A 12,034-nucleotide genomic window follows, 5' to 3' on the forward strand; every position below is an offset into this window, starting at 1 on the left:
GTTTCTTCTCCGGGACTTGGTATCTTGGCTGTCTAGCGACGTTCTGGTGGCTTTGGGGCGGCCGCAAGCAGGGATTTGGTGTAGTCGCTTTTGGGCTGGGACATCACATCGGCTGCCGCACCTTGTTCAACGATTTCACCGTCTTTCATGACGATCACATGATCGCAAAGCAAGCGGACAACATGCAGATCATGGCTGACAAAAAGATAGCTCAGCCCCAGCTTGGCCCGCAGATCGACCAGCAGGTTCAGAACAACCGCCTGAATCGACACATCGAGCGCGGCTGTCGGTTCATCAAGGATCAGGAATTTTGGATCAAGCGCAATGGCCCGCGCAATCCCGACCCGCGCCTTTTGACCACCCGACAGCTGATGGGAAAACCGGTCCAGCAATGGCAGAGGCAGACCCACGAGGGCCGCCAGTTCCTCGATCCGGGCCGTCAGCTTTGCTCCGCGTATGCCACCCAGCCGTCGCAATGGCTCTGCGATGGTTTGGCGCGCCGTGTGACGGGGGTTCAGGCTATCGGTTGCGTCCTGGAACACCATCTGAATATCCGCACGCCTTGGGTCTTTGGCAAAGCTGCGGGCGGGCACCTGGGCGATGTCTTCGCCGTCAAAGATCACCTGACCACTGGTGGCGTCCATCAGCCGTACGAGTATCTCCGACGTGGTCGATTTCCCGCAACCACTTTCGCCGACAAGGCCGACGCACTGGCCCAGATTGACCGCAAAGGAAATGCCCTTCACCGCATGCACGGGGCCTGATTTACCGGCATAAGTCTTGGTCAGATTGCGGACCTCAAGCAGCGGCTGGTCGCTGATCGCTGGGACCAACTCCTTCCGCCGGTCCCCGGGCGGCAATAAGCTGCGCACTGTTTCGCCCGCACGCGGGGTCGCATCCACCAGCTTGCGGCTGTAGGGATGCTGCGGCGCGCTGAATATCTGTAAGGGATCGCCCTGCTCAACGATCATTCCGTCTTTCATCACCATGATCCGGTCGCAATACTGTGCCGCCAGACCAAGATCGTGGGTAATCAGGATGCTGCTCATCCTGCGCTCGCGTATGAGGTCGCGCACGAGGTCCATGACCGCCTTTTGCGTCGTAATATCGAGCCCTGTCGTCGGCTCATCCGCGATCAGAAGGCGCGGGTCACAGGCCAGCGCAATGGCGCAGACGATCCGCTGGCACATGCCGCCCGACAACTCGAACGGATAGGCGTTATAGCGCGCTTCTGCATCGTTGATCCTGACCGCCTCCAATGCAGCGATCGCCTTGGCGCGCGCATCATAGCGGGTGGCGCGGGCATGTTGGCGCAACACATCCTCAATCTGGTGGCCGACCTTGCGAATGGGGTTCAACGCCGCACGGGGGTTTTGAAAAATCATCGAGATTTCGCGCCCCCTGATGTCGCACATATCGCGCTCGGACGCGCGCCGCAGGTCTGTCCCGGAATAGGTCGCATCGCCCGCTTTGATCACGCCGCCCGCATCCAGAATGCGCATAAGGGCGTAGGAGGTAACAGACTTGCCTGAACCGCTTTCGCCCACAATCCCCAGGATTTCACCTTTGGCCAGATCAAAGCTGATGCCGCGCACCGCATCCACTGTGCCACGGCGGGTCTGGAACGTGACCGCAAGGTCCCTGACGGACAACACCTTGGTCATGTGCGTTGACGCGGATCGACGATGTCACGCAGACCGTCCCCCAAAAGGTTGAAGGTAAAGACCGCGATCATCAGCCACAGGCCAGGAAAAACCGCCAACCACCATTCGCCCGAGACGATGAAATTCGCGCCTTCCGCCACCATAATCCCCCATTCCGCTGTCGGTGGACTGACGCCCAGGCCGATGAAAGACAGACCCGCCGCATTCAGTATCGCCCAACCAAGGTTCAGCGATACCTGGACCATCATCGGCGGCAAAGCGTTGGGAAAGATATGCAAAGCGAGCACGCGCAAATCTGAATTGCCCGCAAGCTTGGCCGCGCGGACAAATCCTGCATCGCGGCGGATGTTGACCTCGGCCCGAACGAGGCGGGCATAGAACGGCATGTTGATGATCGCTGTGGCATAGATGATGTTTTCAATCGTGTTGCCCAAGGCTGCAACAATGCCCATCGCCAGAACGAACAGCGGAAAGGCCATGATCGTATCCAGAAACCGGTTCAGAATGATGTCGGGCCAGCCCCCCCAGTAGCCGGCGATACACCCCAGGACCGAGCCGACGACAAATGACAGCGTCACCGCGGCAACCGAGATCGAAAGATCCAGCCGCGTCGCCACGATTACACGACTGAACACATCGCGGCCAACGTTGTCTGTGCCGAACCAATGTTCGGCCGATGGGGGTTGCAAGGCATTTGAGGCATTCGTCGCAAGCGGGTCGTAAGGGACCAGGGAAGGGCCAAATACCGCCGAAAAGATCAGTAAGGCGAACATGCCAAAGGCAACCAGCGTCACTGGGTTCGCCCTGAGAATATAAAGGGTATGATCAAAGCCGCTGCTGGTCCTGGCCGCAGCCTCTTGCGAAGTTTCAGTCATTTGGACGAGAATCCGATCCGGGGGTCTATCGCTGCGTAAAGAAGGTCAATCACAAGGTTGAGCGCCACAAACAACAGAGCCATGGATAAGACGAACCCCTGCACGGCTGCATAGTCAGAAACCACGAGCGCCTCGACCGCATAAGATCCGATGCCAGGCCAGGCAAAAACCTTCTCAACCAGCACATTCGCACCAAGGGCAAAGGAAAACACCATGCCAAGGGTTGTCATCACAGGAAGCAGTGCGTTGCGAAAGGCATAGCGGTAGAGGATCGTCCGGCTGGAAAGCCCTGCCGCGCGGGCAGTTCGGATGAAATCCGAAGAAAGAGCTGTAAGCATCGCGGCCCGCGTCATTCGTGCAATCGGTGCCAGCGTGAACAGGGCCAAAGTGCTGGCGGGCAGGATCAGTTGCCTTACCGCGCCGCGCCATGTTTCCCAGTCACCCATCAAGGCTGCATCAATAAGGTAAAATCCGGTGACATGGTCCGGATCGAGATAGATGAAATCCAATCGACCGAGAGGGGATGGCGCGACACCGAGCAGGTAATAAAATATATAGATCAGCAAGATGCCCGTAAAGAAGGTTGGCAAGGATACCCCAGCGGTCACGATGACACGGCACAGATGATCCACCCATGTCCCAGGACGGGTTGCCGCGAGTACGCCCAGGGGAACCGCAATTGCGATTGCAAGCAGAAGCGCAGAAAGGGTCAGCTCCAATGACGCCGGCAAGCGTTTGGCAAGATCTTCTGCCACTGACCGCCCACTGGAAAGAGATTGTCCCAAGTCGCCCCGTGACAGGTCGCCAACATAAATGAAGAATTGCTGCAAAAGGGGTTTGTCCAGACCCATGGCAACACGGGTTTGCTCAATGGATTCAGTATCTGCTGCCACTCCCGCAAAATACACTGCCGGATCGCCGGGCAACGCACGCGTCAGCAAAAAGCTGATGATAACAACACCAACTACGACGGGTATGGCCTGGGCCACGCGCAACACTGTTGCGCGCAGCCGGGGGGAGGTGGCAAGCATAGCTCAGACGGTCTTGATGGGACGGACGTCCAACTGGCGATGGAACCAGAACTCATAGCCTACTGCCCCGTTCATCGCGACATTCAACGCCGGTTGATAGAGTGGGATCCGCGGCAATTCATCCAGCACGATTTCGAACATACGTTTGATCTTGGGCGCGTATTCGGGATCATCCATTGGCATGTGCAACGTGGCATTTGTCAGTTCTTCGATTTCCTCGTTGCGGTAGTTGGAAGAGTTGAAAAGGTGCCCATCCTGGTACGCCCAGAAAAAATAGTAGTCAGGCGTATTAAGCCATCCGCCAAAGTTCTCGAGATGCAGCGGTAGCCGCTTTTCGACCAGAACAGCTGTTCTCCAGTTGGCACCGGGAATCTTTTCAATCGTCACATTGATACCGATCTGGCCAAGGGCCTCCTGGACAAGCAGTGCCGTCGGCTCCATCCAGGATGCCAGATCCAGGCTGATGGACAAGGGCACATCAAAACCATCTGGATAGGCAGAGGCAGCCATCAGTTCCCTGGCTTTATCCAGGTCAGTGAAATACTGCGTCTTGCGGGGCCATGCGATGTCATTGATCTCTTCTTCACCGCCCCACATGGGCAAACCACGACCGTAGGCGGCTGCCTGAAAGATGTCCTCATAAGGGATGGCATAGGCGATGGCCTTGCGCACGTTTGAATCCTGGAATGGTTCAAACGCAAAGTTCGGATTCAGACAGTGTATGCAGTTTTCCACGGGTGTGGAGAACACATCAAGCGTATCGGCCAGTTCCGCAGCGTCTTTGTCGGGAATGTCAAATGCAACCTGAACATCGCCACGTTCAACCAAGGCACGGCGGGTCGCGGGGCTGGGTACTTCGCGGATAACAACGCGCCTGAGTGCGGGGAGCGGGCCACCGACCCATTCGTCATTCCGCTCATAAACAAGCTGCTCACCCGGCGTCCAGCGGGCCACTTTGTAGGCCCCCGAGCCAGCGGGGGTGTTGTGCAGGTATTCCGTGGCCCATGGATCATCCTCGGTGGCATTGGCCAATGCCTCGACCGAGTTCATGATATAGGGCACAGGCACCGCCAGATCGGGGATGGTCAGCTTGGACGCGCGATCCAGCTTGATCACAAAGGTTTCGTCATCGACCGCAATAAACTGCTCAGGGCGTTCCAACCCTCCTGCTTTCATCTGTACGGTCGGAAAGCCACCGACAGAGACCGCGCGGTCAAAGGACCATTTCACGTCGGCGGCGGTCACCTTGCGGCCATCCCAGAACTTGGCGTTTGGCTTGAGCCTGAAGGTCAGGGTCAGACCATCCTCGGATTCAGTCCAGCTTTCTGCAAGCTCGGGTTCGATCACCTGGTAGTCATAAGAATACCCGCCATCCGGTGTCTGCTTGGTCCCGAAAGACAGCAGACGATCATAGCAGTTAATCCCTACCTGATAAGAGGCGCGGCTGGTGCCGGAACGGTGCAGATCAAGGCTGTTGATAGTTGTCCCGGTTACAACGACCAATGTGTCCGAGCCTTGCGCCGCCGCTGGCATTGCGCGCAGGAATGGCAGGACGGAGGCGCTGGCGGCGCCCATCTTGAGAAAATTACGTCGCGAAGTTTTATTGGTCATTTCATCTCTCTCTGTTGGCAGGCGTTTTTTGGATTCGTCATTTAGAGAAAGGTTGCTCTATGTAAGCGTGTACTTCTAATGCTATAAAGTCATATATGCGGTGCAAAATTTGCATCGCATTGAAAAGGGTTTTGGAACTGAAGTACCTGAGAACATTCGAACTGATTGAAGCCGTTGTGCGCGCCGGATCCATCCGGAAGGCGGCAGAAGACACAAACCTGACGGCCTCCGCGCTCAACCGGCGGATCCAGAATTTCGAACAGGAATTTGGCTGGCCGATCTTTGAGCGCTTGCCACGGGGAATGAGGCTCAACCCCGCCGGGGAATTGCTGATGCAGCACATCAGATTGCAAAAAAACGACCTGGCGCGGGTCCAGTCGCAGGTTGCGGACTTGTCAGGGCAACGGCGCGGGCATGTTTCAATCGCCTGTTCGCAGGCGCTTTTGCCTTATTTCATGCCCGAACAAATCGCGATTTACCGCGCTGAACACCCCGGGGTCAGCTTTACCGTCAACGTGCGTGACCGCGCGCAGGCCGAACAGGACCTTGCGTCGTTCAGCAGCGATCTCGCCCTTGTGTTTGAACCTGTTCATTTGGTTGATTTTGAAGTTCTGTTTGCCTTGCCGCAGCCGGTCCACGGTATATTCAGATCCACCAGCCCACTTGCCCGTAAAGCAGAATTGCGCCTGCGCGATTGCCTTTCACAAAAGCTGGTTTTGCCCGCCCCCGCCTATGGTGTGCGCCACCTTCTGGATACAGCCGCCGCCCGCAAGGGACACGCTCTGACACCTATCGTTGAGACAGAATCCTTTGATCTGATCCGGCACTATGTAACCCGTGAAGATGCTGTTGGATTCCAAATTCCGATTGGTCTGAGTACCGAAGAGCAAGAAACAATCGCTCATCTGCCCTTGTCGGAAAAGGACCTTCCTGTAGGTCGCCTTCTTCTGGGTCAGATGAAGGGGCGCGCCCTGCCCGTTGCCTCTTTGAAGTTCGGCCAGCAGCTTGTTGCGGCACTCGCCCACTGGATGGACAAATAGGCCAGCCTCGCTGTCTGTGTGATGCAATATCTGCAACATCATGATGCAATTTTAGCAAAGGACAGCCGCGCGATTTTAAGGGCAAGGTAGTCAGCATCAACGAGTTTGCGTCTTGAGTTCATTCGGGGCCGGTCAGATCAACATTGAAAGCCATCTGAATGGATGATCCACTCGTCTTCAGCGATTTGATTGAGACATGGCACGGCCTGCCCTTCGTACCATTCCGGGATGGGGTTGATGTGCATTACATCAAACACGGGTCACCATCCGTCGCAATATTGCGCTATGCGCCGGGCGCAAGAGTGCCGCCACATTTGCACACGGGTCTTGAGACGATTGTGGTACTTGATGGCATACAGTCTGACGAACGGGGCGACTATGGCAAAGGCACCCTGATCCTGAACCCCGAAGGCACGACCCATTCTGTCTGGTCCGAGCACGGATGCGCTGTATTAATCCAATGGGAACGGCCCGTTCGGGTCCTGGAGTAACAGACAAGCAGCCCCAGCCTTGACGCTCAGCTCAGCCAGATTGCTTCGTATCGCGCAATGATCTCGTGCATGCGCGCAGGACCAAAGCTTGGGTCATGGCCACCGTGAACAACAGAAACATCCAGGGCTTTCAGCTTTTCAAAAGTTGCCAGATAGTCGGAGATGCTCATCCCTGGCCCCTCATAAATCAATGGCCCGTCATAAATCGCATCTGCCGCGAACAGCACGCCAGAGGCTTCTTCAAACAGCCCGATGCTTCCCGGGGAGTGACCCGGAAGATGCAGGACAGTATAGCGGTGGTTGCCCAGATCGACCACGTCGCCTTCGTTCAGCAGACCGGTCGCTGAAGCACCGCGCAAGACGTAGGATTTGGGATCATAGTCCACATAAGGCAGCGCATCGATCAGCAACTCGTCAATCGGTGGGTAGCCTGCATCGAGAAAGGTTTGCAAAAGCTGTGCGGGCATATCATCGCGATAGAGGGATGACAGGCCCGAAGGATTGGCCATTTCTTCTGCCTCGGCGGGATGTACAAGGCGGGTGTCAAATTCATGGACGCAGCCAATGTGATCGATGTGGGTGTGAGATGACACGCAGATGATTGGCTTGTCCGGATCTGTGCGCAACGTGTCGAGGTAAGGTTTTAGTGGAACAATGCCCATACCGGTATCCAGGATCATGTCATGTTCGCCGCCTTCCACCAAAAACATATTAGCCTGCTCGAGGACATGTACATGAGGTTCAAGAATAAGCGTTGTGCTGTCATCGATCTTTTTCGATGTGTACCACTCGGCGGCAACTGGAAGTGTCATGTCGTGTCTCCATTCTTGGCGCAGGTAACATCACGTACAAAGCCAGACACCAGCTTGAGACGCGACAAGAAGCTCCGCCAGTCCTTTGTGAATTTGGCATGGAATCGGGGCAAACAATTCCAGTAACCGGGCACAAGGCTGAAAATTTGGGCAGTCTTTTTCCCAGCATTACAGTCTGCCCCTCGTTTTCGCCCACGCACCTGATTTGCGCCAACAGGTAGTGGTACTGCCACAGCTTTTGGTTTCAAATCAGCCCAGCCTGTAAAAGAGCTGCCCAACGACGAGGATGCTGCATTGGACTTCTATCCGCCATCGAACCCTAACCCACTGCCCCCCAGGTCCACTGAAATCGCGACTTTCATGGGAACACCGTTCGCGCAGTCTTTGGAAGACGCCGGGATTAATATGTTTGGCGTTCCTTACGACGGCGCGTCGACAATTCGTACGGGCACGCATCACTGCACCCATGGGCTACACAACCAATCCAGTCTGATGCGAGCCATCAACCATGCTACCCGGATCAACCCGTTCGAATGGGCAAAGATCGGAGACATGGGCAATGCCCCCTTCCCGCATAAGTTTGCGGTTGAAACGACCCACGACGAAATCGAAGCATTCGCTGAGAAGCTGCCCGGTTCAGACATCTTGGCCATTGCGATTGTTGGCGATCATTCTGTCAGCCTGCCCCTGCTAAGCGCTATCGCCAAGGATGTGCCAGTTGCCTTGATATGTGTAGATGCTCATGCGGACACTGCCGACAGTTTTCAGGTGTCAATATTCGACCATGGTGCCCCGTTTCGCCGGGCTGTCGACGAAGGGTTGATTGACCCGACTAAGACCATTCAGATTGGCATTCGGGGAACACAAAACACCGCCGAAGGGAGGAGCATCTCCGAAAGCAGAGGCGTGCGCGATAAGTTGCGCGAAGAGTTCCACGAACGAGGCCCCGCCGCGTTCGCAGCGCGAGTTTGCGCACTGGTGGGCGACATGCCCGTCTGTCTGATTTACGACATCGACAGTCTTGACCCTGTCAATGCGCCTGTCACGGGCACTCCGGAGACTGGGGCCATAACCACGGATCACGCACTGGTCCTGCTGCGCAGTCTGCGCGATCTGAACGACGTCAGCGCAGATCTTGTCGAGGCACCTCCTGACTTTGATGCGGGCGATGTGACCTCGCTCACAGGCGCGGCTCTCGCTTACGAAATCCTTTGTCTGCTGGCAGAGGCGCGCGGTAAAAAAGGGATCATGATGACCTTCGAAACAGCATGAGACTCCTCACACGAGAAGACCTGCATGATATTCTGACCGGCTGCACGATTTTGGGCACTGGCGGTGGCGGCGATATGGCCGAAGGGATTGGCCTGATTGATGACGCCCTGGCCAGGGGACGCACGTTCAAAATGGTTACACTGGATGAAGCCCCACCAGACGCGCTGATCTGCACACCGTATATGCTGGGCGCTATTTCTCCATTGCCACCGGACGAGGAAGGGAAATACGCCCGTTTGCCCCGGATTGACGCCCCTGCGATCCTGTTGGCCTATGCGCGGTTTCAGGAATACCTTGGGCAGGAGTTTTATGGAACTGTGTGCTGCGAGCTGGGTGGCTCTAACACGGCTGTCGCCTTTTATGCGGCTGCGATGTCAGGTCATATGATTGTTGACGCAGATCCGGCGGGGCGTGCCGTGCCAGAGATCACCCATTCCACATACTACATCAACGACCTGCCTGCAGCGCCCATCGTGCTGGCAAATGAATTTGGGGAGGTCATGCTGCTGGAGAACATCCAGGACGATCTGCGCGCAGAGACCATCGTGCGCGCCTTGTCTATCGTCAGCCGCAACGACATTGCCGCCATTGACCATGCCCTGGCGGTTGAGAGCATCCGCCATGCGCTGATCCCGGGGACAATCACACTGGCACAGACCATGGGGCGCGCGCATCGCGAGGCGCAGGCTGCCGGCGTGGACGTGGCTGAAGCAGTGGCGCAAACGGGTGGTGGCAGTGTAATGTTTCGGGGTGAGATCAGCGCCTGTGATTGGCGGACCGAGGAAGGATTTACGCTCGGTTCGGTCACTATTGCGGGTAGCGGCACTGACCGCAACCAGACCTACCGCATTGATCAAAAGAACGAAAATCTTGTTGGCTGGCTGAACGATGCGGTGCATGCCACGATTCCCGATCTGATCTGCCTGATTGATACCGATAAGGGAATGCCTGTCACAAACCCCGACTTTTCCAAGGGGATGCGTGTTGCTGTGGTGATTCTGCCTGCGCCCGCACAATTCACGACAGCGCGCGGACTGGCGGCTTTTGGTCCGGCTTATGTGGGGCTGGATCAACCGTTTACATCACCTCTGATGACACTGGCCAAGCAATAGCGGCTGCGTTCTGCAGTGCCCGTCAAAGGCGACACTTTGCCAGACAAGTCCTTTGCGGCGTTCAAGCACTACCTGTCCCTCATAGAAGGGGTTTGTCGACAGCGCGCCGGTCCCAAGTCCGTTCTCCCAACTTCCCAGCACATATGCACTGGCGAAATGGTACTGCAACGCAGCGATCTCGACCGTGCCGCTGGCAAGCTCTGCGATCAGGTCTGTGCTGGTACCGCGGGGCTCTGCTCCAATCCCGAACAAGAAAACATCGTCGTTTTCAATCAGGACACCGCTCATCTCTCCACAGCTGACCCTGGTACCGCGCAATTTCTGATGTGGCACCGCCTGCCAAAGTTCGCGGTACTCGGCCAGCACGCCGTCTTCAATCAATCCACCGGCAACGTCAAATGACATCAGACCAATGTCTGATTGTTCCGGCACTCCGTGCCAATTGATCTGGCGGTGCCATGTGCATTTGCTGTCTTGCACCGTGATGTGACCCGCAAAGCCTTCGGCCTGCATCAACACACCCAGCGACGATGGCCCCATATCGGCCAGACAGGTCATCCCCGTCACATCCGGCCGGTCCAACGGCACCCGCAGATCGGCAAACAACGCACCGGCCTGCATCCAGTGTACGCGCGTTTTGGTATCCTCAAACTCCGGTGCCCTGATCCAGTCGCGGCGCCAGTGACCCTGCAAATTCTCCAGTGTGATCAAGCGGCGTCTTTCTTGCGCTCAAGCATGCCAGCAATCAATTCAGCGCTTGGAAGAACCGCGCCGGTTTGCAGGTATTCCATCGCGTTGAGGGAGGCATCGTGGGCCGCCTGAGACGAGCCACCCACACAGTCCCTGGCAACGCGGCAATAGTAGTCATTCTGGTGCCCGTCCACGAACGTGTAATGCACACAAACGTCTGTCAGCGCACCAACCAGGATCAATGTCTCGGCCTTCAGACCCTTGAGCAGGATCTCAAGTTCGGTTCCGAAGAAGCACGAATAGCGGCGTTTGTGGATGAAATAGTCCGTGTCGCGCATGTCCATTTCTTCGGCCGCAACGGGTGTGCCTGGTCGCCCCTCCAGGCAATGGATATCTTCGTCTCCGTCCAGTTCGCGACCAAAGTCGATCAGGTCTTTGCGGTGAATTTCCTGAAAGAAGATCACAGGAATGTCGGCCTCATGGGCTGCGTCCACCATGCCGCGCGCGCGCTTGAGATTCTCGTAGAAGTTGGGCATGTGCGGGATGCCATTGTCATACTCGCGCAAGAAGGCGGATTTCTGGATATCGACAACAATCAAGACAGGATTGCCGACGATCATGGGTTGCTTGGGCATGGTTTGACTTCCTTTATTTCCGGGTTTGATCAGCGCCCATCAGGCGCGGCAGGTCTCCCCAGCGTGCCACGGCGGCAAACACAAGAATAGAGACCGTCAGGAAGGTGATTGCAGCCACCGCCATCGTAGGCGTGTAGCCGTTGCGCAGAGAGTTGAAGATTTGCAGGGTCACCGTCGAATAGGCAGAGGCCGAAACGAAGAAGATCACGATGAACTCGTTGAACGACAACACGAGCACAAAGAAGAAACCCGAAATCGTGTAAGGAACGGTTTGTGGCAAAACGACAGTTCGAAAGGCCACTTGTTCCGTCGCACCCATGGTGGCTGCCGCATCCAGATGCGAGCGGTCGATGGATTGCAGGCCGATTGAGATTGTTACCAAAGGCAGGGCCATCAGTAAGACAGCGTGGCTGATCACGCCCGACCAGAGGTGCCCCAAGCCCCAGGTGAATGACCAAAAGAACCCAAGCCCCACGCCGATCACAATCGGTGGCACGGCAAAGGGCAAAGACCCAACACCTGCCAGTGCTTTGGACAGCTTCGATCCCGTTGACCACAAAAGATAGGCCACCGGCCACGCAATCAAAACGGCCAGAGTAGCAGCCCCTGTGGCGACTATGATCGAATTGGTCAGAGCATTGGTCCAAACAGGTTCTGACACAAAGAATTCACCAAAACGCGCCAGTGTCGGATCGCGGGGCGGAAAGAACATGCTGCGCCCGCCGTTGAGAGCAGCGGCGCAGACCACAACAATGGGCATCGCCAGTAACAAGGCTGCCAACGACATGAAAATAGTTCCGC

Annotated in this window: 12 protein-coding genes; 4 read left to right on the forward strand and 8 right to left on the reverse strand. The window is 56.5% G+C overall.

Annotated elements, in window-relative coordinates; genetic code table 11:
- Positions 1–32: 32 nt before the first annotated feature.
- Genes Q1A34_RS12250 through Q1A34_RS12265 form a run of 4 tightly spaced genes read right to left on the reverse strand, consistent with a single transcriptional unit; the run spans position 33 to position 5,181 of the window.
- Positions 33–1,664: an ABC transporter ATP-binding protein gene (locus Q1A34_RS12250; protein WP_300034244.1), complete on the reverse strand. Its 1,632-nt coding sequence runs from the start codon at positions 1,662–1,664 to the stop codon at positions 33–35.
- Positions 1,661–2,539 carry an ABC transporter permease gene (locus tag Q1A34_RS12255; RefSeq protein ID WP_300034247.1) on the reverse strand — a complete coding sequence of 293 codons (879 nt, stop codon included), beginning with the start codon at positions 2,537–2,539 and terminating at the stop codon, positions 1,661–1,663. The genes Q1A34_RS12250 and Q1A34_RS12255 overlap by 4 nt, the downstream gene beginning before the upstream one ends.
- Complete coding sequence (locus Q1A34_RS12260) at positions 2,536–3,570, reverse strand: ABC transporter permease (protein ID WP_300034250.1); 1,035 nt, start codon at positions 3,568–3,570, stop codon at positions 2,536–2,538. Before Q1A34_RS12260 ends, Q1A34_RS12255 begins: the two co-directional genes overlap by 4 nt.
- Positions 3,571–3,573: 3 nt before the next feature.
- The gene (locus Q1A34_RS12265; protein ID WP_300034253.1) at positions 3,574–5,181 is read right to left on the reverse strand and encodes an ABC transporter substrate-binding protein; all 1,608 of its coding nucleotides are present in this window, start codon (positions 5,179–5,181) and stop codon (positions 3,574–3,576) included.
- Between the two features lie 131 nt (positions 5,182–5,312).
- Here Q1A34_RS12265 and Q1A34_RS12270 point away from each other — a divergent pair, with 131 nt between their 5' ends.
- The gene (locus Q1A34_RS12270; protein WP_300034256.1) at positions 5,313–6,221 is read left to right on the forward strand and encodes a LysR family transcriptional regulator; all 909 of its coding nucleotides are present in this window, start codon (positions 5,313–5,315) and stop codon (positions 6,219–6,221) included.
- Between the two features lie 158 nt (positions 6,222–6,379).
- The gene (locus tag Q1A34_RS12275; RefSeq protein ID WP_300034258.1) at positions 6,380–6,712 is read left to right on the forward strand and encodes a cupin domain-containing protein; all 333 of its coding nucleotides are present in this window, start codon (positions 6,380–6,382) and stop codon (positions 6,710–6,712) included.
- A gap of 26 nt (positions 6,713–6,738) precedes the next feature.
- Here the strand turns inward: Q1A34_RS12275 and Q1A34_RS12280 are convergent, their stop codons facing one another.
- Positions 6,739–7,524 carry an MBL fold metallo-hydrolase gene (locus Q1A34_RS12280; RefSeq protein WP_300034261.1) on the reverse strand — a complete coding sequence of 262 codons (786 nt, stop codon included), beginning with the start codon at positions 7,522–7,524 and terminating at the stop codon, positions 6,739–6,741.
- 294 nt (positions 7,525–7,818) lie between these two features.
- Here Q1A34_RS12280 and Q1A34_RS12285 point away from each other — a divergent pair, with 294 nt between their 5' ends.
- Together Q1A34_RS12285 and Q1A34_RS12290 are read left to right on the forward strand one after the other, a co-directional pair.
- Positions 7,819–8,796, forward strand: coding sequence for an arginase family protein (locus tag Q1A34_RS12285; RefSeq protein ID WP_300034264.1), 978 nt, complete (start codon positions 7,819–7,821; stop codon positions 8,794–8,796).
- On the forward strand, positions 8,793–9,908 hold the full coding sequence (locus tag Q1A34_RS12290; protein ID WP_300034267.1) for a DUF917 domain-containing protein: 1,116 nt from the start codon (positions 8,793–8,795) through the stop codon (positions 9,906–9,908). Before Q1A34_RS12285 ends, Q1A34_RS12290 begins: the two co-directional genes overlap by 4 nt.
- Here Q1A34_RS12290 and Q1A34_RS12295 read toward each other — a convergent pair.
- From Q1A34_RS12295 to Q1A34_RS12305, 3 genes are read right to left on the reverse strand one after another with little or no spacing between them, the layout of a single operon-like run.
- On the reverse strand, positions 9,879–10,619 hold the full coding sequence (locus Q1A34_RS12295; protein ID WP_300034270.1) for a hypothetical protein: 741 nt from the start codon (positions 10,617–10,619) through the stop codon (positions 9,879–9,881). The two genes, Q1A34_RS12290 and Q1A34_RS12295, sit on opposite strands and share 30 nt — an antisense overlap.
- The gene (locus tag Q1A34_RS12300) at positions 10,616–11,233 is read right to left on the reverse strand and encodes a cysteine hydrolase (protein WP_300034273.1); all 618 of its coding nucleotides are present in this window, start codon (positions 11,231–11,233) and stop codon (positions 10,616–10,618) included. The genes Q1A34_RS12295 and Q1A34_RS12300 overlap by 4 nt, the downstream gene beginning before the upstream one ends.
- 13 nt (positions 11,234–11,246) lie before the next feature.
- Entirely contained in the window at positions 11,247–12,020 is a 774-nt protein-coding gene (locus tag Q1A34_RS12305; RefSeq protein WP_300034275.1) for an ABC transporter permease, read from the reverse strand.
- Positions 12,021–12,034 lie beyond the last annotated feature (14 nt).

This window comes from uncultured Roseobacter sp., assembly GCF_947491795.1.
Classification (GTDB): Bacteria; Pseudomonadota; Alphaproteobacteria; order Rhodobacterales; family Rhodobacteraceae; genus Roseobacter.